The 23,322-nt window shown below is 34.8% G+C and carries 22 protein-coding genes; 4 read left to right on the top strand and 18 right to left on the bottom strand.

The genetic code is table 11. From position 1 onward, the window contains the following. Positions 1 to 148: 148 nt before the first annotated feature. Positions 149 to 1,723: a stage V sporulation protein B gene (gene spoVB, locus BKP37_RS04920; protein ID WP_071308571.1), complete on the top strand. Its 1,575-nt coding sequence runs from the start codon at positions 149 to 151 to the stop codon at positions 1,721 to 1,723. A 153-nt stretch (positions 1,724 to 1,876) separates the two neighbouring features. Here the strand turns inward: spoVB and BKP37_RS04915 are convergent, their stop codons facing one another. Together BKP37_RS04915 and BKP37_RS04910 are read right to left on the bottom strand one after the other, a co-directional pair. Then, entirely contained in the window at positions 1,877 to 2,548 is a 672-nt protein-coding gene (locus BKP37_RS04915) for a DUF421 domain-containing protein (protein ID WP_071308570.1), read from the bottom strand. 228 nt (positions 2,549 to 2,776) lie between these two features. Beyond that, entirely contained in the window at positions 2,777 to 4,066 is a 1,290-nt protein-coding gene (locus BKP37_RS04910) for an ArsB/NhaD family transporter (RefSeq protein ID WP_071308569.1), read from the bottom strand. Between the two features lie 245 nt (positions 4,067 to 4,311). On the opposite strand from BKP37_RS04910, the gene BKP37_RS04905 reads away from it, so the two are divergent. Then, entirely contained in the window at positions 4,312 to 4,698 is a 387-nt protein-coding gene (locus tag BKP37_RS04905; RefSeq protein WP_245712446.1) for a TIGR04086 family membrane protein, read from the top strand. Positions 4,699 to 4,770: 72 nt separating this feature from the next. On the opposite strand, the gene yajC is transcribed toward BKP37_RS04905, so the two are convergent. The 12 genes from yajC to nadB form a co-directional block, all read right to left on the bottom strand. Then, positions 4,771 to 5,034: a preprotein translocase subunit YajC gene (yajC, locus tag BKP37_RS04900; protein WP_071308568.1), complete on the bottom strand. Its 264-nt coding sequence runs from the start codon at positions 5,032 to 5,034 to the stop codon at positions 4,771 to 4,773. A gap of 95 nt (positions 5,035 to 5,129) precedes the next feature. Then, the gene (tgt, locus tag BKP37_RS04895) at positions 5,130 to 6,269 is read right to left on the bottom strand and encodes a tRNA guanosine(34) transglycosylase Tgt (protein ID WP_071308567.1); all 1,140 of its coding nucleotides are present in this window, start codon (positions 6,267 to 6,269) and stop codon (positions 5,130 to 5,132) included. Further along, complete coding sequence (queA, locus tag BKP37_RS04890; protein ID WP_071308566.1) at positions 6,269 to 7,312, bottom strand: tRNA preQ1(34) S-adenosylmethionine ribosyltransferase-isomerase QueA; 1,044 nt, start codon at positions 7,310 to 7,312, stop codon at positions 6,269 to 6,271. The genes tgt and queA overlap by 1 nt, the downstream gene beginning before the upstream one ends. Positions 7,313 to 7,392: 80 nt before the next feature. Then, on the bottom strand, positions 7,393 to 7,611 hold the full coding sequence (locus BKP37_RS04885; protein ID WP_071308565.1) for a DUF2905 domain-containing protein: 219 nt from the start codon (positions 7,609 to 7,611) through the stop codon (positions 7,393 to 7,395). Then, positions 7,612 to 8,610 carry a Holliday junction branch migration DNA helicase RuvB gene (gene ruvB / locus BKP37_RS04880; protein WP_071308564.1) on the bottom strand — a complete coding sequence of 333 codons (999 nt, stop codon included), beginning with the start codon at positions 8,608 to 8,610 and terminating at the stop codon, positions 7,612 to 7,614. 164 nt (positions 8,611 to 8,774) lie between these two features. Further along, positions 8,775 to 9,386: a Holliday junction branch migration protein RuvA gene (gene ruvA, locus BKP37_RS04875; RefSeq protein ID WP_071308563.1), complete on the bottom strand. Its 612-nt coding sequence runs from the start codon at positions 9,384 to 9,386 to the stop codon at positions 8,775 to 8,777. Positions 9,387 to 9,613: 227 nt separating this feature from the next. Next, positions 9,614 to 10,228 carry an intercompartmental signaling factor BofC gene (locus BKP37_RS04870; protein WP_071308562.1) on the bottom strand — a complete coding sequence of 205 codons (615 nt, stop codon included), beginning with the start codon at positions 10,226 to 10,228 and terminating at the stop codon, positions 9,614 to 9,616. Positions 10,229 to 10,811: 583 nt separating this feature from the next. Beyond that, positions 10,812 to 11,792 carry a YhcN/YlaJ family sporulation lipoprotein gene (locus BKP37_RS04865; RefSeq protein ID WP_071308561.1) on the bottom strand — a complete coding sequence of 327 codons (981 nt, stop codon included), beginning with the start codon at positions 11,790 to 11,792 and terminating at the stop codon, positions 10,812 to 10,814. A 449-nt stretch (positions 11,793 to 12,241) separates the two neighbouring features. Next, positions 12,242 to 13,387 (bottom strand): SafA/ExsA family spore coat assembly protein, encoded by a 1,146-nt coding sequence (safA, locus tag BKP37_RS04860; protein ID WP_071308560.1) that lies wholly within the window; start codon positions 13,385 to 13,387, stop codon positions 12,242 to 12,244. Positions 13,388 to 13,639: 252 nt separating this feature from the next. After that, positions 13,640 to 14,743, bottom strand: coding sequence for a quinolinate synthase NadA (gene nadA / locus BKP37_RS04855; RefSeq protein WP_071308559.1), 1,104 nt, complete (start codon positions 14,741 to 14,743; stop codon positions 13,640 to 13,642). 43 nt (positions 14,744 to 14,786) lie between these two features. Further along, positions 14,787 to 15,620 (bottom strand): carboxylating nicotinate-nucleotide diphosphorylase, encoded by an 834-nt coding sequence (nadC, locus tag BKP37_RS04850; protein WP_071308558.1) that lies wholly within the window; start codon positions 15,618 to 15,620, stop codon positions 14,787 to 14,789. Then, positions 15,617 to 17,230, bottom strand: a complete 1,614-nt coding sequence (gene nadB / locus BKP37_RS04845) for an L-aspartate oxidase (protein ID WP_071308557.1) — start codon at positions 17,228 to 17,230, stop codon at positions 15,617 to 15,619. Before nadB ends, nadC begins: the two co-directional genes overlap by 4 nt. A gap of 294 nt (positions 17,231 to 17,524) precedes the next feature. Here nadB and BKP37_RS04840 point away from each other — a divergent pair, with 294 nt between their 5' ends. Continuing rightward, positions 17,525 to 18,649: an IscS subfamily cysteine desulfurase gene (locus tag BKP37_RS04840; protein WP_071308556.1), complete on the top strand. Its 1,125-nt coding sequence runs from the start codon at positions 17,525 to 17,527 to the stop codon at positions 18,647 to 18,649. Between the two features lie 12 nt (positions 18,650 to 18,661). After that, positions 18,662 to 19,207, top strand: coding sequence for a transcription repressor NadR (locus tag BKP37_RS04835; RefSeq protein WP_071308555.1), 546 nt, complete (start codon positions 18,662 to 18,664; stop codon positions 19,205 to 19,207). 233 nt (positions 19,208 to 19,440) lie between these two features. Here the strand turns inward: BKP37_RS04835 and pheA are convergent, their stop codons facing one another. From pheA to BKP37_RS04815, 4 genes are all read right to left on the bottom strand, one after another. Continuing rightward, positions 19,441 to 20,325, bottom strand: coding sequence for a prephenate dehydratase (gene pheA / locus BKP37_RS04830; RefSeq protein WP_071308554.1), 885 nt, complete (start codon positions 20,323 to 20,325; stop codon positions 19,441 to 19,443). A gap of 17 nt (positions 20,326 to 20,342) precedes the next feature. Then, positions 20,343 to 20,735 (bottom strand): ACT domain-containing protein, encoded by a 393-nt coding sequence (locus BKP37_RS04825; protein ID WP_071308758.1) that lies wholly within the window; start codon positions 20,733 to 20,735, stop codon positions 20,343 to 20,345. Between the two features lie 224 nt (positions 20,736 to 20,959). Beyond that, positions 20,960 to 22,243 (bottom strand): GTPase ObgE, encoded by a 1,284-nt coding sequence (gene obgE / locus BKP37_RS04820; RefSeq protein WP_071308553.1) that lies wholly within the window; start codon positions 22,241 to 22,243, stop codon positions 20,960 to 20,962. A 30-nt stretch (positions 22,244 to 22,273) separates the two neighbouring features. Beyond that, positions 22,274 to 22,819 (bottom strand): Spo0B C-terminal domain-containing protein, encoded by a 546-nt coding sequence (locus BKP37_RS04815; protein WP_071308552.1) that lies wholly within the window; start codon positions 22,817 to 22,819, stop codon positions 22,274 to 22,276. Between the last annotated feature and the right edge of the window lie 503 nt (positions 22,820 to 23,322).

Here is a 23,322-nt window from a genome sequence, read left to right as displayed (position 1 = left end):
TAGTATTATTTATAGGGTATTAACAAAAACCTCTCGATTTAGTATTCTACATTTTAATTTAACAGAACTTGTCATGCTTGGCCCCCTACTAAGCATATAAATAATTACGGAAAATATCCATCATTTTTTAAAAGGTAGGGGAACTTATGTGACTAGACAAAGCTTCTTACAAGGCGCATTTATATTAATTATAGGCGGTCTTATAACTAAAATCCTAGGATTTGTTAATAAAATTGTAGTAGCTAGAATAATGGGGGCTGAAGGTGTAGGTTTATACTCAATGGCTGTACCAACCTTATTACTAGTTATTACTCTTACGCAGATAGGGTTACCAGTAGCGATATCAAAGTTTGTAGCTGAAGCTGAAGCTAGAAATGATCGTTCTAAAATTAAACAAATTTTAGTTGTCTCCCTTGCCACTACAGGTGTTTTAAGTATATTTTTTACGTTTGGAATGATCGGCCTTGCTCCAATTATATCAAAATATTTCCTTACAGATACAAGGGCATTTTATCCATTAGTAGCTATTTCACCAATCGTACCTATTGTTGCACTTTCTTCAGTACTACGAGGTTATTTTCAAGGAAGACAGAACATGAAACCTTCCGCGTATTCACAAGTCATTGAACAAATTGTCAGAATTACACTTGTTGCTGTACTGACAAGTGCATTTTTACCCTATGGAGTTGAATATGCAGCTGCAGGAGCGATGATCTCTGTAGTAATTGGAGAACTTGCTTCGTTACTTTATATGATCTTTATGTTTAAAAACGCAAAAAGAGTTAAGGTTCGTAGTAACTTTTTTGGTTACTTAAAACAAGGAAAAAGTACATTTAATGAACTTATGACCATCGCACTTCCGACAACAGGTAGTAGATTAATTGGTTCTGTCTCATATTTTTTTGAGCCAATTGTTGTATCTCAAAGTTTAGCTATTGCTGGTATAACAACAGTCATTGCTACAAAGCAGTATGGGGAATTAGCAGGTTTTGCTATTCCATTGTTATTTTTACCAACATTCATTACATACTCTTTGTCCGTGTCACTAGTACCTGCAATTAGTGAAGCAGCAGCACAAAGACATTATAAATTAATCCATCATAGATTGTCTCAAGCACTTCGTTTAGCTATGGTTTCTGGTGGAATTTCATGTGTAATTCTTTACGTCTATGCGGTCCCTATCATGGATTTAATGTATAACGCTCCTACAGTGGCAAGTTATATAAAAATAATGGCTCCTTTTAGCATCTTTTTATACTTCCAAGGACCACTACAAGCTGCTCTACAGGCATTAAATTTAGCTAAAGCAGCAATGATGAACAGTTTAATTGGTAATGTTGTGAAAATTGTAGCTGTTTTTGTTTTAGCTTCAAGGCCAGAGTTAGGAATTATGGGAGCAGCTTTAGCTATTGTAGCAGGATTTATGCTTGTCACTTTACTACATTTCGCAACATTAGTGAAGACTATTTCTTATACATTACATGTAAGAGAATTTTTAAAAGCAATTACCTGTATTACTATTAGTGGACTACTAGCAATAACTTTGTATAAACATTCCTTCTTAGAAGTTGACCTTCTATGGAAAACATTACTTTCAATCGGCATCGTTAGTATTATTTATATATTGTTGTTAATGCTCTTTGGACTTATAAAAAAAGAAGAAATGCGACGTGTCCCTTTTATCGGAAGTTGGTTGTCTAAATTTATTATTAGTAAAAATTAATGAAGCTGGACTCAATTTTAAAAGCATCGGATTACTTATTTAATCCGATGCTTTTAATTTTTCAACATAATCAGAATTTATAAATTTCTAACTTGGAAACTGTCTAGCTTCAGCGCCTATCGCTCGTGACCAAGGCGCTTGCGCTTTTCTTGACTATTTTTCATCTTTTAAATCTACAAAAAATGTTTGATTGTCATTTAATGAACAAAATGAAATCTTCTTTATATCTCTATACCCAAGCTTTCTTAACTCTTGCCTTAACCAAAGTGGTGTTTTATTGATTCTCTCAAGGTGTTCACTTTGAACTTTTCCGTCTAAAATAAGTGGAAGTGGTAAATTCACTTTTTCTTCATAACTAGGGTATTGTTTTTCTTTTTCTGTCTTCTCTAATACCGAAAGTTTTCCTGATGGTTCTAAAATTGCAAATTCAACATCAGAAACATTTCGTATGTTACTTTGTCTAAGTTGTATCATCAAATCATCAAAATTATAACGTTGCTTTCTCATTTCATCTTCATCTATTTTCCCTTTATTAATCAAAACTGAAGGTTTTCCATCAATCATTTTTCTCAAGTTTTCACTTTTTAAAGATACCCAAGCTAAAGTAATTTGAATAACACATAGTACTAAAATCGGGACAATAGTGTTCATCATTGGGGTCCGTATATTTTCTATAGAGATTACTGCCAATTCTGCAATCATTATTGAAACAACGAAATCTAGAACTGAAAGTTGACCAATTTCCCTTTTACCCATAAAACGTAATACAACTAAGATGATAAAGTAAATTAATAACGTTCTCAAGATTATGGTCGAATAGTCCAACTTTTGATCGCCTCCCTTACATAGCTTAACGACCAAACTTTAATGATTTACAAACTAATTTATCTTAGTTTGACCATATTTAGCAAAAAAAATCGGAATGAGAATATGGAAATTTGAACGCAATATAACAAAGAGTAGTAACGTGAGGGCAGTTCTGAGGCTTGGCTTGTAACCATTCAAGAGCATAGCTACAAGCCAAAAATCAATATTAACTATTGGAGGAAATAATTAATAAAAGTAAATTAAATATCTAAAATAAATATAGATAGTAGAAATAATGAAAGAGACAAGAGCAACTGGGGCCCCAACTTTAAGAAACTCCATATAGCTAAAGGATTGATTAGCTCTAACGGCTAAACCAGCTACAATAACATTAGAAGTTGCACCGATTAATGTAGCATTTCCACCTAAGCAGGCCCCCAATGCCAGTGCCCACCATAGCGGATCCAAATTTGTCATACCATAATTTTGAAATTCTAAAATAACAGGAATCATAGCTGCTACAAAAGGAATATTGTCAACAAACCCTGATAGTATTCCTGATGACCATAAAATAAGTATTGATGTTTTAGGTAAATCCCCCTCAGTATAATAGATGATTGACTTAGCTATTTCATCAATAATCCCGACTTCTTTTAGTCCACCGACTAACATAAACAGTCCGACAAAGAAAAATATTGTTACCCACTCAACTGATTTAAATACTTCTTCCACCTTTTGTTCCTCATAAGTAAGGAGTAACAACAACAAAGCCCCTGCCATCGCTACACTAGTTAGTTCAACTTTTAATAATGGTTGAATAATAAACCCTAATGTAGTTACTACAAGAACAGTTACAGACTTAAACAGCAAAGGTTTATTTTTCAAGTATCGACTAGCTGTCACACCCATTAATTTAACCTGATTTTCATTTGTAACGTGAAGTTTATCTCCATAAAAACGAACCATTCCATAAATTACTACAGCAAAAATAATAATTACTACAGGCCCAAGATGTATCAAGAAATCATTAAAGTTCAAATGCTCAACTGCTTGACCAATCATTAAATTTGGTGGATCACCTATTAAAGTAGCGGTACCACCTATGTTTGAAGCTAAAATTGTCATTAACAAATAAGGAATTGCCGTTATATTTAATAACTTTGTTAATGTTAAAACAATTGGAACAATTAATAAAACAGTTGTAACATTGTTCAAAAAAGCAGAGCCCACACCAGTCAACAAAGATATGACTACTAATAAAGGAATTGGTTTTCCTTTTACTTTTTTAGCAACAGTAATAGCAATATATTCAAAAAATCCACTCTGACTAGTTATGGAAACTAAGATCATCATCGATAGTAAAAGCGTTATTGTATGCCAATCAATATGGTTAATAAAGGCAGCATCTAAGTCTAAAACCCCGAAAAACAACATGAGGACACCACCAATACACGCAACTAAAGCCCGATTTAATTTCTCAGAAATAATTAAGACATAACTAACGATAAAAATAATAAAGGCGGTGGTTAATTCCATTCTAATCCCCTTTCATAACAACCCATTTCTACATTGTATGAAGGGTTTGTCTCAATTAGAATTTTGAATTCTATTCCTCAAAATTCAATTATACTTAATAAAATTCACTCCATTGTGTATCCACAATCCACAACGCATCTTTCACTTTCAAAAGTTCTATTTTCTAATTTAATTCTATTTTGGTACAAGGCTGAATAAGCTTTAGTAAGCAGAAAAACTGAATTATTGGAAAGGAGTAATATAATTTGGAGAATCGAGGAATTTTCACTTCAATGGTTTATGGACTAATTACTATATTAGTCATAATCCTTTCTGTAAGCTTCATTATTTCTTTACTGCTTAGATTTACATCACTAACAGAGTCATCATTTAGTTGGATCATTATGCTTCTTACATTTGTAGCTTTATTGGTAGGCGGCTTTGTTTCTGGTGGTAAATCTAAACAAAAAGGATGGATGGTCGGCTTAGGAACAGGTCTTCTTTATTCTTTACTAGTATTTTTAGTACAGTTTTTAGGGTACAACAATACGTTTTCGACAGAGCAATATTTATTTCATGGAGGTTTTATTTTAACTGCTATTATCGGTGGCGTATTAGGAGTTAATGTTGTAAGAAATTCTAGAATGGTTTAATTTTCACTTTTTTCTTTTCAAACTTAAAGGGACTTCCTATGGAAGTCCCTTATTCAGGTTTGCTATGTACACTTAGTCTGGATTAACAACGTCACGTACAGCACTACGGTCATATGTTAATTTTTTGTTATCATTTACTAACAAAATAACTCTGTCTTCATCAATAGCATCAATCGTCCCATGTAGGCCGCCGATTGTAACGATTTTATCTCCCTTTTTAAGGTCAGCATGCATTTGTTGAACTTTCTTTTGACGCTTTTGCTGCGGACGAATTAAAAGGAAATAAAAAATCGCGAACATAAATAATAAAGGTAAAATCGCTGTCATAAATTCCATGTTTATTTCCCTCCTTTCTAAATTTTTATTTTTATTTTTAAATATTTCAGCATCAATATTTATACTACCTTATTATTACTTTTTTTTCAAAAGTTTTAAAAGTTTTTTGCATTCGGTTTATTAAATCCATACATTTCAAAAAAGTCTTCTTTGAAATCTAAAAGGCGATCTTCGCGAATAGCTTCCCGAACTTTCTCCATTAAATTTAACAAAAAGTAGAGATTATGGTAAGAGGTTAACCGAAATCCGAAAGTTTCGTCACATTTAACTAGGTGGCGAATATACGCTCTAGAATAATTTTTACAAACATGACAATCACAATTCTCGTCTAATGGAGTAAAGTCTCTTGCATACTTTGCATTCCTAACCACAAGCCTACCAGTACTGGTCATACACGTTCCATTTCTTCCAATTCTAGTTGGCAGTACACAGTCAAACATATCAATACCGCGAATAGCACCATCAATCAAAGCATCCGGCGACCCTACCCCCATTAAATATCGCGGTTTGTCAAATGGTAAATGTGGTGTTGTGAATTCCAATACTCGATTCATGACGTCCTTAGGTTCGCCTACTGACAGACCACCAATCGCATAGCCAGGAAAATCTAATGATACTAAATCCTGTGCACTTAGTTTTCGTAAATCTTCATACTCCCCACCTTGAACAATCCCAAATAGTCCTTGAGCTTCAGGTCTCTTATGCCCTTCCAAACATCTTTCTGCCCACCGACTAGTACGTTCCACCGACTTTAACATATATTCATGTGTTGCAGGATATGGTGGACATTCATCAAAAGCCATCATAATATCGGAACCTAAAGCATTTTGAATTTCCATTGCCCCTTCAGGACTTAAAAATAATTTTTCTCCGTTTAGGTGATTTCTAAAATTTACTCCCTCTTCCTCTATTTTTCGAAGAGCACTTAAACTAAAGACTTGAAAGCCTCCAGAATCAGTTAAGATAGGTCGATCCCAATTCATAAACTTATGTAAACCACCAGCTTCTTTCACAATTTCATGACCAGGTCTAAGCCACAAATGATATGTATTACTTAGTATAATTTGTGAGCCGATCTCTTTCAACTCTTCTGGACTCATTGTTTTCACTGTGGCCAATGTTCCAACTGGCATGAAAATAGGTGTTTCAAACGTACCATGTGGTGTATGAACTTTACCTAAACGGGCTCCTGATTGGCGACAAGTTTTTATATGTTCATAGCGAATAGCAACCATCAATTTTTGCTCCCTTCTATGATTAACATAGCATCCCCAAAGCTAAAAAAACGATATCTCTCTTTTACCGCTTCCTTATATGCATGTAATGTATGCTCTGTTCCAGCTAATGCACTAACAAGCATTATCAATGTAGACTTTGGTAGATGAAAATTAGTAATTAATGCATTAATCCCTTTAAATTTATATCCAGGGTAAATAAAGATATTTGTCCACCCTGAGCTTTCGATAAATTTACCACCATTAGCTTGGGCAATTGTTTCTAATGTTCTAGTCGATGTAGTTCCGACTGAAACGATTTTATTACCATTCTTTTTTGCCTTATTTAACGTTTCAGCCGCTTCACGACTCATTTGATAAAATTCAGCGTGCATTTCATGATCTTCAATTGTATCTACACTTACGGGGCGAAACGTACCCAAACCAACATGTAAAGTAATATATACAATCTCTACTCCTTTTGATGCTATCTTATCTAATAGTTCTTCTGTAAAGTGAAGACCAGCCGTCGGAGCAGCTGCGGAACCACGATGCTTAGCATAGACTGTTTGATACCTTTCTCGATCTTCTAACTTTTCAGTTATATAAGGTGGTAATGGCATTTCTCCTAAGGAATCTAAAATTTCATGAAAAATTCCTTCGTATTGAAATTCAATAATTCTTCCCCCATGATCTAACTCTTCTTTACAAATACCTCTCAGTCTTCCATCACCAAAAGTAACAATAGTTCCTTTGCGCACTCTTTTAGCAGGCTTTACTAATGTTTCCCATTGATTTTTTTCCATTTGTTTAAGTAACAAGAATTCTATGTTCGCTCCCGTATCCTCCTTCGTCCCATAAAGGCGTGCCGGTAATACTCGAGTATCGTTTAAAACGAGACAATCTCCTTCACTTAAATAATCAATGACATCTGAGAAAATTCGATGGTGAATGTCACCTGATGAGCGATCTAGGACCATCAACCGAGAAGAGGTACGTTCCAATAGTGGAGTTTGAGCAATTAACTCTTCTGGTAAATAAAAATCAAAATCTTTAACTTCCATATTCAATATTCACCTTTTCTAATTCAAAATTAACAGCTTTAAGCATACATAAAAAAATAGATAGTTGACAAGTTAAATTTTTAACGAAACCTACCAATAAAATATAGGATTAACGAAATAACAACACTTAAAACAATAGATGTAACAATTGGGAAATAAAATGTTGTATTCCCTTTTTTAAAGAATATATCCCCAGGTAATTTCCCTATAGGTAAAAACCTCTCACCTACTAACCATAAAAGACCAATAAAAATTAATACAATACCGACAATAATAAGTAATTTAGGTATATTGGGCATTTAATCCGGAACCTCCATTTGAAAGTGCTCATAAACTTTATGAGTTACTACTCTCCCTCTAGGAGTACGTTGCAAAAACCCAATTTGTAATAAATACGGTTCGTACACATCTTCAATTGTATGCGCCTCTTCTCCTATCGTAGCTGAAATTGTATCAAGTCCCACAGGACCACCACGAAATTTCTCAATAATCCCTTTTAAAAGTTTATGATCAATATGATCTAATCCTAGACGGTCAACTTGTAGTCTTTCTAAAGCATCTATTGCCAAATCGAAGTCAATTTTACTAAACCCTTGCACTTGAGCAAAATCACGCACCCTTCTCAATAAACGGTTGGCAATCCTTGGAGTTCCTCTTGCGCGTCTAGCTAGCTCCTCACTTGCAGTTTCTCCAATATCCATCTGATAAATTTCTGCAGTTCTTGAAACAATTTTTTTTAAGTCTTCAGTTGTATAATAGTCTAGTCTTGACAACACTCCAAACCGATCTCTTAACGGAGATGACAATAGACCAGCCCTGGTCGTTGCACCAATTAATGTAAAGGGGGGCAAATCAAGACGCACTGATCTAGCTGTTGGTCCTTTTCCTATAACAATATCTAAACAAAAATCCTCCATAGCTGGATAAAGAACTTCTTCGACCACTCGATTTAGTCGGTGAATTTCATCAATAAACAAAACGTCACCTGGTTCAAGAGAAGTTAAAATAGCAGCTAAATCACCTGGCCTCTCGATTGCAGGACCTGATGTAGTTTTTATTGAAACGTTCATTTCATGAGCGATAATTGTCGCTAATGTTGTTTTCCCTAGTCCAGGTGGTCCATATAATAAAACATGGTCTAATGCTTCGTTTCTTATTTTAGCCGCTTCTATAAATACCTTTAAATTATTTTTTACTTTTTTTTGACCAATATATTGTGATAGTAGCTGAGGTCGTAGTTGATTTTCTATCGTTTCTTCTTCTTCTTGAACTTCCGCAGAAATCATTCTCTCATCCATTTTCTAACCTCCTCGAGATAAATTTTAAGTTTAATGAATTTAATATTTGGCTTATTTTCGCTACTATAATACTAAATGTTGTTGGATGAAGAGCATTTCCAACAACATTTAGTTTTATGTAGCTCCATTTAGGTAATTATGAAATTCACTCAGTTAATTAAAATTTATATTTTTAAAAGGTATTGTAGTGCCTTTTTTATGTATTGATCAGTTGACAACTCTTCTTTTGCTAACTTCGGAGTAATTTTTTTAATTTCTTTTTCAACATATCCTAATGCTTTTAAAGCCTCAATTGCATCTTCTAATTCTGATGAAATCTCACTTGTACTTTGATCTAATGGCAGATTGTAAACTGGTCCAATTAAACTAGGCATAAAATCTGTTAATTTTCCTTTTAGATCTAAGATCATCTGCCTTGCAGTTTTCTTACCTACCCCTGGAAATTTCGTTAAAAACTGTTCGTTCTCATCCTCTATAGCCGATACTACTTGTTGTGGCTCTCCAGAAGCTAAAATTGCTAAAGCTCCCTTCGGACCAATCCCTGATACATTCAATAATTTTTCGAATAGGGCTCTTTCATCCCTAGATCGAAATCCAAATAGTTTACTTGCATCTTCACGAACGTAATGATATGTATAAACAATAACTTCTGTATTCATGTCACCTGTATAAATATAAGGATTGGCACAAAATACTTGATAACCGACTCCGTTTACATCGATAACAACATATTGCAAATCTATATAGTTAACTTTTCCTTTTACAAATTCAATCATTAATACCTCTCCATTCTTAAAAAGCGAACATCTATTTGTTTTTCATTTTACCAATAAAAGGACCATTAATAAAGTTGAACTTCAATTAACTCATTTCCTTCTATCCTATTAAACGACTTTTAAGTCAGATCAATTATAAAATACACTCCTATACAAAAAAACAGGCTGATTAAAGGGATCTTCTAATTCCACAAAGAGTAGAGAGTCCTTTCAATCAGCCTTTTCACTTACATTTCCTGTTTTGCATATTTCTTGTACATTTTTAAGACCTCTTTATATCGATCCCTCGATAACACTGGGATGCCTTTTTGAAGCTCTTTTTGTTGATGACTTTTAAGTTCTTTTGTATTTATTTGGAAAAACGATTGAATTATTTTTGCATCCGAGGGTTTTCCTTCATAAATAGTCAAAGTACCTTTATCAGTAATACCAAAATACCCATTTATTTTTAATAAAGGGGATATATCGTCAATTCTTTGCATAAACACTACTTGAGTTTCATCTTGATCTACTAATTCCCAATCGGAATATTCTGCCCAAAAATCTTCCATTGATAAAATGGTTTCATCTACAATTTCTTCACTAATTTCTCCATCCAAATAAATCCTCTCTAACACTACACGAATTGATTTAGGATTTAATGCTTCATAAACAATTGTAGGACCTATGTTCTTTTCTCTTTCACTTGCTTCTCGAATAAAAGGAATGTCTACTGCTGTTTCAGCTATTCGTACATTTGACGGTAAATTAACAATCATCAAACTGCTAATAATAAAACTAACAATAAATAGACCTATTGTTTTTGGGTACTTTTTCAAGAGATGGACTCGCTTGGTTCCCATTATAACACCACCATAATAAATAAAATTAAATGAAAAAAATATGATTCATCATTCATTATTCTCGCCACCAAGATACTAAATCCAGTTACATTAAAACGTTTGTAACTAGATATAGATTCAAGCACTTTTGGTCATTTTAATTTCACTTTTAAAAAAACAAACAAATTCTAAGAAGTAACAAAGTCTTTATGACTGGCTAGATTATATTATCGCCAATCATAAAGACTTTTATCCTTTTTTTCTATTTTATGTATTTAAATGGGGTGAATTTCATAATTACCTAAATGAAGCTACATAAGTCTAAAATTGTTGGAAAACCGTCTTCCTCCAACAACAATTAGTTTAAGAGAGCGAAAATTAACAATTATGAAATCATTAAAATAAAGTTAAGTTTTACACAAATCAAGATACATACCTAAAATTTACGTTTCAAAACATTTAATTTTATATATAGATGTCTAGCTTCTAATAGTGAGGCTTTCTTTATATTTGCTTAGCAGCTGGATCTTCTCGAACTGAAGGCTAGATACACATAGGATATGACAAAGAGGCTAGCCATCTAGCCTCTTTGTCTATTTATTTTTTATCGAGTACGTTCAAACGGACGTTGAATTGCTCGTCCAAAATCTCTGAACATTTCATTAATAGTTGCTCCTACTTCTTCTAGGGGTTCCCCAGCGCGAAGTCTATCATCAGCTGTACGTACCTGGTCAAATTGTCCACGATCAGTTACAACAAAAACTTCTTTATCATCAGCGAGGTCACTAACACTTTGTCGAACATCTTTTTCAATACGTTTTGTATCTTGACCATTAGCGTCAACACCAACAATAATTCTATTTTCATGAACAATTACTCGTGAATCCCTTACATTTTCTACATCAGCTACTTTAGCACTAATTCTTTGTACTGTAGCTGCATCATATCCATGAGGATACGCAAAACCTCTCATTTCTGTTCTACCAGTTTGACCTAAGCCACCGATTCCTTGACGACCAGTCGTTCCACGACCACGCACAATTCCACGATCATCTACATAACCTTCTCGGTCACCTACAACACCAGCACCACCGAAGCCTGGCCCATGACCCATTCCAGGTCTATAACCTGTACCAGCTCCACCAAACCCTGTTCCATGACCACGTACACCTAAACCAGCGCCTTGACCTACTCCAGTACCATAGCCAGTTCCATAGCCACCAAAACCTCCACCATGACGACCAGCTCCAGTTGTTCCAAAGCCGCCTCCATAGCCCATATCACCACCACCAAGCCTAGCGCGACCAGTCATTCCTCTTTCGCCAGCTAAACCCGTTGTAGGATGTCTGCCATCTCTCCCAAGACCTTTTGCCCCTCGTCGATCATCACGTGTAAACATATCAGTGATAGGACCTTCACCTGCACGTTGACCTGTAAAACCAGTACGTTCTTCAGTTGTATGGTAACCAAATCCACGTTGATCAGCGCCACCTAGTCCACGCGCACCATCTTGACCAACTCCACAACCAACTAATGCCCCCATCAATATTGTTGCTGCAGATAATGTAATCGCAATTTTTTTCATTGGTTTAATTCCTCCTTTCACATTTAATTTGTCATTCTTATCATAAATTTAATCTGTTATATCTAGGAAGTTGGGGAGGATTTTTGAATACAATACACTAAATATAAAGACACACTTGGCAGTACTTGTATTTCACTTTTTTCTTTCGATTTCTCTTGTTGACCGCAATTGACGAAGTGAAGTGATCGAGGCGCCTGGAGCTAGACAGTTTCAAAGTTGGATATTTATAAATTCTGATTATGCAAGCGCCTTGGTCACGAGCAGCTGCGCCTGTGCCATTCCGTTGACTCAAGAGCAAGCAGCTTCATAGTAAGCTACCTCAATGCAGTGTTTTGTGCAACGAGTAACCGCAGAAACAAAGCTGACTGAAGCTAGACACCTTTCCAACTTCAAAATTTTATACTTTTGTATAAAAACAAAGCTAGCCCAAAGGACTAGCTTTTGAAATATTAATCTTTATTTTCATCATCCTCGCCTTCTGGGCGAACTTGTTGTTGAAATTGCGAATTAAATTGTGCTGAATGAGGTTGATACATTGGGTATGGCGTATAACCCCATTGTGGTTGTGGCATCATTTGTGCATTTACTGGTGAAACAGGTTGTTGATACATGGTGACATCTCCATATTGCGGATGTACTGTTGGTTGCCCCCAATAATTCGACATTTGCATTGGCGGCATTTGCATGCCAGGATATGGAGGCAATGTCGGCATTCCCGTCGGAGAACCATCTTCAATATCTTGTTCATCCAAATCTACATCTTCTGGCATATAGCTCCATGGTTGTTGCTGTATTGGTCCAACTCCATATGGGCTACCATGTGGCTGTGGATACGTAGGCATTGTTGGCATTTGCATTCCTGGCATTGGTGCCCCCATTGGTGCTTGTGGATATCCATATTGCGCTGGCAACGGCATCATTGGGTAATGTGGAAATACTTGGTGTTGTTGAACTACTGGTGGTACTTGATAAGAACATCCAGGCATTATCCCAGTTACTGGATAACAATGTTGTTGCGGCGTAGGATATTTCGGTGGCTCCGCCTTTATTACAGGTTCTTTTATTGGTGCTGATTTTGGAATTTCTTTTTTAGGTGGTACAGGTGGTGGTACCATCGGTTTTGGCTTTTCCACCTTCGGAATTTCCTTTTCTGCCATTTTTGGTGGTGCTGGTACTTTTGGTGGTGGAGGTACCATCGGCTTATAAATATTAAAATTCATATTCATATTATGAAGATATTGTTCTTGAGTAATAGGTTGTTGAATTGGTTGAGGGTGTATCGGTTGTTGAATTACTGGCTCTGGCTTTTTCACTACTTCTGGTACAGGCGCAGGTGGTGGTACTTTTACTTCTTTCTTTGGTACTGGTACCTCCTTTGGTTTTGGTTGTTCTTTCATAGCTATCGGTTCTTCTTTCTTAGGAACTTGTTTTTTTACAGGAACGCCAGCAGTAGGGATTTTGATTTTCATTCCTGGCATAATTACATCTGGATTGCTAAGGTGATTATTAACTGCTTTTAATTGTTCAAAATCTACATTGTATTTCTTAGCTAATTTCCACAAAGTGTCTCCTTGCTGAACAATATGAATTTTCACGTTTACATTCCCTCCTTAAGCTAATCTCAGCAAAAGCATTTATTTACTTTAGTTTTATACCTACGTTCAAAAATACTCTTCAGCACAATTTATGCAGATAAAAAGTTATATATAACCAAACGAATATCATTTCTTTTTTTTACAGTTCTAGAATTGTACCCGAGCTTTTTATTTCCTTTTATAAAAATAAATGAGCATAGAGATTGTCTCTATGCTCATTTATTTTATAAAAGTGAATAATTTTTTTATTTATTAGGACCTATGGAGCATTCTATCAACTGCTTTTACTGCATCTTTAGCAACTTCTTTATTAACAACGATTTGGTTTACAGGCTTCCCCATTTCGATACTTTCCAACGACCATAATAAGTGAGACAAATCAATTCGATTCATCGTAAGGCATGGACACATATTCGGATTCAGGGACATAACTTTCTTATCAGAATGAATTTGCCCCAGCCTTTTTACTAAATTCATCTCGGTACCAACAGCCCATACAGTATCCGAAGCGGCTTCTTGAAGTTTATCAATAATATAGTTGGTTGAACCAGCAAAGTCTGCTAATTGAACCACATCATGACTACATTCAGGGTGAACAATTATATTTATATCTTTATACTCACTTCTCATTTCCTCAATGTTTTCTACGGTAAATTTTTCGTGAACAGAACAATAACCTTTCCATAAAACCACTTTAATGTTGTTTACATCTCCTTGAAACTGTAACTCCTCAAGTTCTGGATCCCAAATAGCCATATCTTCTAACGAAATCCCTAATTCAAATGCTGTATTTCTACCCAAATGTTGATCTGGCAAAAAGAAGATTCTTTCTTTTTTCGTAAATGCCCACTCTACCATATTCTTTGCATTTGAAGAAGTAACAGTAGCACCACCATTCCTCCCACAAAAAGCTTTTATTTCTGCTGTACTGTTTACATATGTTAGCGGTAATAAAGTATCACCAAATATTTGTTGGAGCTTTGTCCACGCTAGGTCTGTCTGTTCTATATTGGCCATATCAGCCATAGAACAGCCTGCTCTCATATCCGGTAAAAATACTTTTTGATTTTCATTTGTTAAGATATCTGCTGTTTCCGCCATGAAATGAACTCCACAAAAAACAATAAATTCAGCTTGGGCATTGTTGGCAGAAAGTTGTGCTAATTTTAATGAATCTCCAGTGTCATCGGCAAATTGTATAACTTCATCCTTCTGATAATGATGTCCTGGAATATACAAACGCGTGCCAAATTTCGCTTTAATTTCTTTAATCCTAGCTTCCATTTCTTCTATTTTCATATTTTTATAATGATCTGGAATTTGAATTGTTTCATTCATTACTTCTAAAATACTCACGACTCCATCCCCTTTTTATAATGTCAAAATTACAAAAATAATTCTAAACTTCTATATTAAAGCTAATATCTAAGGCTTTTACTGAATGAGTTAAAAAGCCTAAAGAAATATAATCTACATTCGTTAATGAGTAACTCCCGATATTGTCTAATGTTATCCCACCAGAAGCTTCCGTCACAATTCCTTTAGGTACAAGCTTCAAGAGTTGAAAGATTTCCTCTGGAGTTCGGTTGTCAAACATAATAATATCTGCTTCTGCTTTTACAGCAGCAATAACATCCTCAGCAGATTCTGTTTCCACTTCAACTTTTACTGTATGGCCAAGCCTCTTTCGGACTTTCTTTACTGCATTTTCAATTCCACCACTAGCAGAAATATGATTATCTTTAATCATGACAGCATCATATAAACCAAATCGGTGATTGTAACCACCACCACATGTAACTGCATATTTTTCAAACATTCTTAATCCTGGTGTTGTTTTCCTAGTATCACATATTTTTGTATGATTACCTTGTAGATTTCCAACTGCTTTTTTCGTTATTGTTGCAATACCACTCATTCGTTGCAATAAATTAAGTATTACACGTTCTCCCATTAATAAGTCTAAAACAGGACCTTCGACCAAGGCGATTTTTTCACCTTTTTTAAGTTCTTTGCCATCTTTGATTGTAAAATCGATTGAAATTCGGTCATTTAGTAGTTTAAAACCTTGTTCAATAACTTCTGCACCACAAAAAACACCATCATCTTTACAAATAAATTCACCATATCCATAATCTTTTTCTGAAAAAATTGATTCACTAGTTAAATCACCAAGTCCTAAGTCTTCCTCGAAAAAACCTTGTAAAGACGACTTTAATTTTAATTTATTCACGAAATGGACAACTCCTTTTTAACCTTAGGTAATGATTGTTCAATAAGATCATTATATTCGTGAAACTTTTCACGATATAAAACACCATTAACACTAACATTTTTAAAACCAACCCAACGCTCGTCATTCGTTTGAGGAAAATCTAATCGATAATGGCCACCACGGCTTTCATTTCTTTTAAGACTTGCATTTGCAATTAAATATCCGACAATTAGCATGTTGCAGATTGTTTTTTCATGAATAGATAAATGCAAATGATTTTGTTCTTCATAAATATCTTTAAATTGTTTGAACCATTTAATTGCTCGTTTTAAGTCTCTTTCATTTCGAATAATTCCGACATAACGATCCATCACATTTTGAATCTGTTCAATCGTAGGTAAATTCAAAGGAACTGACGAAGGTACTTTTACGTTTAACTTTACATCGTATGACCGTTGTTTTCTTGCTAATAAAATTGTCTTTGCGAGATGATCAGCAAACACAACAGCCTCTAGCAAAGAATTACTTGCTAACCGATTTGCACCATGAACCCCAGTATTTGCACATTCACCAACAGCATATAAATTTTTCACTGTTGTTTCACCATTTTCATTTACCTTTATACCACCCATGATAAAATGAGCACCTGGTTCAACTGAGATTAATCCCTTTTCTAGTACACCTGTATGTTTGCACATGTTAGTAATTGATGGAAAACGTTCTTTAAAATTCCTTATGTTTTTTATATCTAAATATACCGTTTCACTTTTTTGTCTCATTTTAAAAATTTCTCTAGCAACAATATCACGAGGGGCTAAATCTTCCAATTGGTGCTTACCTTGCATTAGATAGTTGCCATCTTCAGTTACAAGCTTTGCTCCCTCACCTCGTACAGCTTCTGAGATTAAACCTAAACAATCGCCATCAACCATCATTAGCGTCGGATGAAATTGAATAAATTCCATATCGGCTATCGCTGCACCTGCTCGATAAGCCATAGTTATTCCATCCCCTGTTGCTTCTTTACAGTTAGATGTAACTTTATATAATTGTCCGATCCCACCGGTTGCTAAAATTACGTGATCAGCTTCTATGAAACATAAATTTTCATTTTGATCTTTTATATAGACTCCACAGCACCCTCCATTCTCTACATGTAAATCATATGCCGTTGAATCTTCTATAACATTTATTTTCGGGAGGACATTTGCAATAACTGACTCCACCATTACCTTACCAGTTGCATCTCCACCCGCATGAAGTACTCTTCTTACTCTATGAGCCCCTTCCATTCCTAGTGAAAATTCATTTTTTTCATCTCTATCAAAACTTACACCAATCTCTACAAGCTTCTTTATGAGAGTCGTACCTTTTTTTACAAGGAGTTCAGTTGCTTTTTTTTCATTATGATAACCCCCAGCAACAACTGTATCTTGAAAATGTTTTTTCCAATGATCTTCCTTTGCTACTGCCGCTGCGATACCGCCTTGTGCGAGGCTTGAGTTACTATTAGCCAATTTAGTTTTTGTGACAAGTGCCACATTGTATTTTTCACAAAGGTAATACGCTGTCATTAGTCCGGCTAAACCACTGCCAATAATAACAACATCAGTTTTCATTACATTCATACTCACCCTCCTAAAATTAGAAGATAATATTCGTTACATAAAACCTTATCAGAATAGAAGTTTGACACTTATCTAAAAAAAAATATTCTAATGAATGTCTACAACTGTCTTGACACCTATATTTACATAATTTTAAACTAGTGACAAGACTTTTTTTTAGTAAGTAAAAGTTATATTATCTTTTAATAGAGAGAAAACCTTATTACAAGTAGTCCTCAAGTAGTTTATCTAATTATTGTATAAAATTTGACAATATTAACTAATTTAAATACCCAGTAAAGAAGGTGACATATTATGATTTATTTGGATTATTGTGCAACAACTCCTATGTCAGATAGTGCTTTAGAAGTTTTTATAAAAGCATCAAAAGAATTCTACGGAAATCCTAGTAGCCTTCACGACGTCGGCACAAAAGCTAAAAGTATTTTAGAACAATCTAGAAAGGCAATTGCCAGTTGTGTCAACACAGAGGCAAAAGGGATCTATTTTACAGGTGGTGGATCAGATTCTAATAACCTAGCCATAAAATCTTTAGTTAAAGGGAAAAAAGGTCATATTATCACAACAAGTACTGAACATTTTTCGGTATTAAATACTTTTACACAATTAGAAGAAGAAGGCTTTGAAATCACCTTCCTAAATGTAGACAAATATGGGGTTGTTAGCCTCGATACATTGAAACAAGCAATTAAAGATAATACTGTTCTTGTTTCAATTTGTTATGCTAATTCAGATATCGGTACAATCCAAAATATCAGTCAAATTGGAGCTTTTTTAAAAGATGAAAATATTCTATTTCATAGTGATTGTGTCCAAGCTTTTGGTAAGATACCTATAGATATTACGAGCTTAAACGTAGATAGTATTTCATTATCAAGTCATAAAATCTATGGACCGAAAGGAGTGGGGGCAGTTTATATTTCTCCAAAGATATCTTGGAAGCCAGTAATTCCAAACACATCCCATGAAAGTGGATTTCGAGCAGGAACAGTAAATGTGCCTGCTATCGCAAGCTTTGCTCAAGCAGCTATAGAGATTTGTGAAAATATGGAGGTTGAACAATTACGTTTAAAGCAATTAAGTCAACAATTATTAACATTATTATCAAATAACTGTGTTACCCATAGTTTAATCGGGCACCCAGATGAACGTTTAAGTCACCACTTAGCCTTAAGGATTCATGGTATAGAAGGGCAATATACAATGTTAGAACTAAACAGGAAAAATATTGCTATATCCACAGGGACAGCTTGTAAAGTTGAAGGGCAAAATGCATCGAAAACAATGCTTCAATTAGGATACAAAAAAGACGCCGCCAGGGAACTCATTCGAATATCAATGGGTAAACATACGACAGAATCACACATTATAGAAACTGCAAAAGCAATTAAAGGTATAGTAGAAACTACGTTACCATAAGGGGGCTACTGGATGAAACAACAACAAGACAAAATCTTAGGGGAAGAACGGAGAGAATTATTATTACAATGGCTGATGGAAACAGATTCACCGATTACTGGAAATGATTTAGCAACGAAAACAAATGTCAGTCGGCAGGTTATTGTTCAAGACATTTCGATATTAAAAGCAAGAAATTACCCTATCTTAGCTACTTCACAAGGCTATATTTTTATTAAAGAGCAATTAAAAGTTGATTTACACTCAAAGGTAATCGCTTGTAAGCATTCACCGGAAGATGCAATTCATGAATTAAATATTATCGTAGATCACGGAGGAATAGTTAAAGACGTTGTTGTCGAACATCAAGTCTACGGTGAGATTACAGCCTCCTTAATGATACGAAATCGTAAAGACGTAAAGGAATTCATTTCAAAGATTAATTCAACTAATGCCTCACTTTTATCACAACTTACTGGAGGTGTTCACCTTCATACAATTGAGGCAAGAACACAAGAAGAAATTAATGAGATATGTATTGCTTTAGCTCAAGCAGGTTACTTGTTAGAGGATAATTAGTACGAGCCGTCCAAATAAGAAAAGTACAAGCGTGGTAGCTCTAGACAGAAGTAATTGTACTTCTGCGTCTTGTAGCATGGCTCTGATGTGACCTTCGACGAAACAGTGTTTCGTGGAAGAGTAATCGCAGAAGCAGTGCAGCAAGGAGTTACAGCTTTCTGACCTCAGAAATTTATAAATCTTATTTTACAAAAAACACGAGAAAACGCTAGGAAAAGCGTTTTCTCGTGTTTTTACGTTTCTACTCTGATTTCATCTACTTTTTTTGATAATGAATAACATGGATAACTTCCCAATAGAGTTACTTGACACTTAAGGGCTTCTAGTTCAGCAATAACCCCTGGAATTAATACTTCGTCCATTTTCATAGCGACATCAATGACAAAGAAATAATTGCCAAGCCCCGTTTTCATAGGCCTAGATTCTATCTTCGAAAGGTTTAACTTCCTCCAGGCAAACGCTGACAGTACATGATGAAGGGCTCCTGGATAATCTGCAGGCAAAGTAACCATTAATGTAGTTTTATCCCCAATATAGTATGAAGGAGATTCTGGCATACTACTACTTTCATTTTTTAATATAACAAAGCGTGTATGATTATTTTCATAATCGTGTATGTTTTTTTCGGCAACAACTAAGTTGTATTCTTTGGCAGCTAGCTCATTCGCTATTGCAGCAATAGGCTGATCAGGATTTTTTGCTACATAATCTGCTGCAGAACCCGTAGAGTTCATATATTCAAATTCCGCATCCGGTAATAAAGAGCGTAAGAATGTATGACATTGTGCGATTGCATGTGGGTGTGAATATACTTTCTTAATTGCCGTCCAATTTTTAGTATTATTGCTATGAATTAATAGTTGCTGTTCAATTGGCACTGTAATTTCACCGTTAATTAATAATTTTTGATTATGAATTAAATAATCTAATGTTAAGTTAACTGATCCTTCGATTGTATTTTCAATAGGAACTACGGCAAAATCTACTATATTCTTCGATACTGCATCCATACAATCCGGTATCGTACGGAAAGGTATTCGTTCCTCACTCGGAAATACTGATATAGTAGCCATCTCAGTAAATGTTCCTTTAGGACCTAAATAAGCAATTTTAGTCATTGTTAACTCCTTTCGATCTATGCTCCTGATCCGATTAATTCTACTTTTTCAACTGCATCAAGTTGCTGAATTTTCTTCACTAAATGATCTATCCCAACAGTCATTGGTGCAGTTTCAATTGTTAAGGTAATAGTTGCACGTCCTTGTAGAGGAATTGTTTGGTTAATTGTTAACACATTTGAACCTGCATCTGCTACAACAGATAAAAGTTTCGATAAAGTACCTGATCTATCCTCAAGATGTATAGAAAGAGTTATTATTTTTTCTTTCACCATTTTGTGAAAAGGAAAAATTCCGTCTTTATATTTATAGTAAGCACTCCTACTTAAATCAACCGCCTGAACAGCTTCATTTATATTTCTAACTTTACCACTATCTATTAAAGCTTTTGCTTCTAACGTCTTTTGCATCGCTTCAGACAATATATCAGCACGCACAAGATAAAACTCATCACTTTTGTTTCCCAAACAAAACCACCACCTAAAATTCCTATTATTACATTATAAATTTGCAAGATAATTTTGACAACTAAAATTCAGCATAGCTTCAAAAATAGTTTCCCACAGAGAAGTAATTTTGAAGCTATGCTGAATTGTATATGAAAAAGCTACCTCTAAAGGCAGCTTCTTTATCATTATTCAACAAACTCAAACTCAAATTTCAAAATACGGACAATGTCTCCATCCTTTGCACCACGTTCTCGAAGTGATGTATCTACTCCCATACCTCTCATTTGGCGCGCAAAACGGCGTACTGACTCATCCCTTGAAAAATCAGTCATTTTAAATAGCTTTTCTATTTGATCTCCAGAGAGGACATATGCTCCATCGTCATCCCTTGTAATTTTAAATGGTTCTTCCTGCTTTTCATGTCGGTAGATAACCCTACTTTCTGTTTCTTCCTCAGTTAGTGGAAACTCTTCTGTAACATCTACCTTATCAGCAATAGCCAATAGCAATTCACGTAATCCTTTTTTCGTTATAGCTGATATAGGAAAAATAGAGATATCTTTATCATTTAAGTTGTCCTTAAAAGCTGCTAAGTTGTCTTCAGCTTCAGGCATGTCCATTTTATTAGCAACAATAATTTGTGGACGTTCAGTTAAACGAAGATTATATTCTTTTAACTCATCATTGATTTTAACGTAATCTTCGTAAGGGTCACGCCCCTCTATTCCTGACATATCAATAACGTGAACAATAACTTTTGTACGCTCAATATGTCTTAAAAATTGGTGCCCTAGACCTACCCCTAAATGGGCACCTTCAATTAAACCAGGTAAATCGGCCATTACAAAGCTACGACCATCTTCAACATCAACAACCCCAAGATTCGGCTTAATTGTTGTAAAGTGGTATTCTGCAATTTTCGGTTTTGCGGCCGAAACAACCGAAAGAAGCGTTGACTTACCTACACTCGGAAAGCCCACAAGTCCTACATCAGCGAGAAGTTTTAATTCTAATGTTACATTTCTCTCCTGTCCTGGTTCTCCATTTTCAGCAATTTCCGGAGCTGGATTAGTAGGTGTCGCAAATCGACTATTCCCTCTACCACCACGTCCACCTTTTGCTATAATTGCAGTTTGTCCATGCTTAACCAAATCAGCAATCGTTTGTTGCGTTTCTTCATCTATAACAGTAGTTCCAGGCGGAACCTTGATTACCATGTCATCAGCATTTTTACCATGCTGATTTTTAGGTCTACCATGCTCCCCACGTTCAGCCTTGAAGTGCCGCTGATAACGGAAGTCCATTAATGTTCTTAATCCTTCTTCAACTTCAAATACAACATTTGCTCCATTTCCACCGTCACCACCAGCCGGACCACCATTAGGAACATATTTTTCACGACGAAAGGCTACCATACCATTCCCTCCGTCGCCACCTTTAACAAATACTGTAACTTTATCTACAAACATCTTTTCACCTCAAAATTTTCTTCTAACATTTCACATTAATTTTAGAACTAGATAAAACTCTTCATTATTTATATAAAATTCCACTAATTCCATTTGTTCATTCTGACTACTTTCATTTTCAACAAATTTCTTTATTGAGTTCACTTCCAATAAATTTCCATGAAAATCAAAATTAATTCTAAGTGCATCCTCATCAAAAACTTCTATTGTTATTAGTAAATGATTTTCAGCAAATTGCTGACAACTAGTATTTAGCAAATTTGCTAAATCAAGAAACCAATGAAGTAACGTTACCTCAAATGTTTCAAGGTTCTTAGTTGGTCCTAACACCTCAAATTCTAGCTGAAAATGATTATTTCTTTTCCAATTAAACACTAATAATTCACTTGCTAATTGAGGAATATGTAAATTTGAGAGTTTGCTTTCTTGTTGAGTTTGATTCACGATTTCCTGAATAATTTCCTCAATTCGATCGTATTTTTTTAGCGCAAGATTACCTTTAATTAATTGCACAAAATTGAGCCAATCATGACGAGAATGCCGAAGTATTTGTAAGATGTTCCAATCTTCTTTCATTATTTAACACCTTTTCCCAATTTTTTAATCTTTATTCTTTAACATACTGTAAGTTAATAAATAAAGTGTTGATGTATAAGCTGAACTTCAACCACATACTGCCACTGAAGAATGTAATAAAACAAGAAAAGCGCAAGCGCCTTGGTCACGAGCGAAAGGACTGAAGTGACCGAGCACGTAGTCTGCTAGCGCTAGAAAGTTTCCAAGTTAGAAATTTATAATTCTGATTATGCAAGAAAAGCTTTGTTGATAAACAAAGCATCATGAAAAAACTTAAAAACTTGTTTAATATGATCCTGACAATTTCAATCCTACACTATAGTTTATCATAAAAAATCCCTTTCTCAATCTAATTCTAGACAAACCAGTAATATTTTCCTTATGTCACATACTTTCAAGATATAATTTATTTATTGCTACTTACTTTCAACTAATATAAAAACCCGATATTTACCTATAATATAAATATTTTCAAATAACAACACTACCTTATTATTGTAACC

The sequence above is a fragment of the Anaerobacillus alkalilacustris genome, from assembly GCF_001866005.1.
Classification (GTDB): domain Bacteria; phylum Bacillota; class Bacilli; order Bacillales; family Anaerobacillaceae; genus Anaerobacillus; species Anaerobacillus alkalilacustris.
This window is presented reverse-complemented; position numbering and strand designations above follow the sequence as displayed.

Excerpts from the sequence above, each read along its gene's own strand:
- BKP37_RS04910 (WP_071308569.1), bottom strand. The coding sequence starts at position 4,066 with ATGGAATTAACCACCGCCTTTATTATTTTTATCGTTAGTTATGTCTTA.
- yajC (WP_071308568.1), bottom strand. The coding sequence starts at position 5,034 with ATGGAATTTATGACAGCGATTTTACCTTTATTATTTATGTTCGCGATT.
- tgt (WP_071308567.1), bottom strand. The coding sequence starts at position 6,269 with ATGGTTGCTATTCGCTATGAACATATAAAAACTTGTCGCCAATCAGGA.
- queA (WP_071308566.1), bottom strand. The coding sequence starts at position 7,312 with ATGGAAGTTAAAGATTTTGATTTTTATTTACCAGAAGAGTTAATTGCT.
- BKP37_RS04885 (WP_071308565.1), bottom strand. The coding sequence starts at position 7,611 with ATGCCCAATATACCTAAATTACTTATTATTGTCGGTATTGTATTAATT.
- ruvB (WP_071308564.1), bottom strand. The coding sequence starts at position 8,610 with ATGGATGAGAGAATGATTTCTGCGGAAGTTCAAGAAGAAGAAGAAACG.
- ruvA (WP_071308563.1), bottom strand. The coding sequence starts at position 9,386 with ATGATTGAATTTGTAAAAGGAAAAGTTAACTATATAGATTTGCAATAT.
- BKP37_RS04870 (WP_071308562.1), bottom strand. The coding sequence starts at position 10,228 with ATGGGAACCAAGCGAGTCCATCTCTTGAAAAAGTACCCAAAAACAATA.
- BKP37_RS04865 (WP_071308561.1), bottom strand. The coding sequence starts at position 11,792 with ATGAAAAAAATTGCGATTACATTATCTGCAGCAACAATATTGATGGGG.
- nadB (WP_071308557.1), bottom strand. The coding sequence starts at position 17,230 with ATGAATGTAATGAAAACTGATGTTGTTATTATTGGCAGTGGTTTAGCC.
- BKP37_RS04840 (WP_071308556.1), top strand. The coding sequence starts at position 17,525 with ATGATTTATTTGGATTATTGTGCAACAACTCCTATGTCAGATAGTGCT.
- BKP37_RS04835 (WP_071308555.1), top strand. The coding sequence starts at position 18,662 with ATGAAACAACAACAAGACAAAATCTTAGGGGAAGAACGGAGAGAATTA.
- pheA (WP_071308554.1), bottom strand. The coding sequence starts at position 20,325 with ATGACTAAAATTGCTTATTTAGGTCCTAAAGGAACATTTACTGAGATG.
- BKP37_RS04825 (WP_071308758.1), bottom strand. The coding sequence starts at position 20,735 with ATGCAAAAGACGTTAGAAGCAAAAGCTTTAATAGATAGTGGTAAAGTT.
- obgE (WP_071308553.1), bottom strand. The coding sequence starts at position 22,243 with ATGTTTGTAGATAAAGTTACAGTATTTGTTAAAGGTGGCGACGGAGGG.
- BKP37_RS04815 (WP_071308552.1), bottom strand. The coding sequence starts at position 22,819 with ATGAAAGAAGATTGGAACATCTTACAAATACTTCGGCATTCTCGTCAT.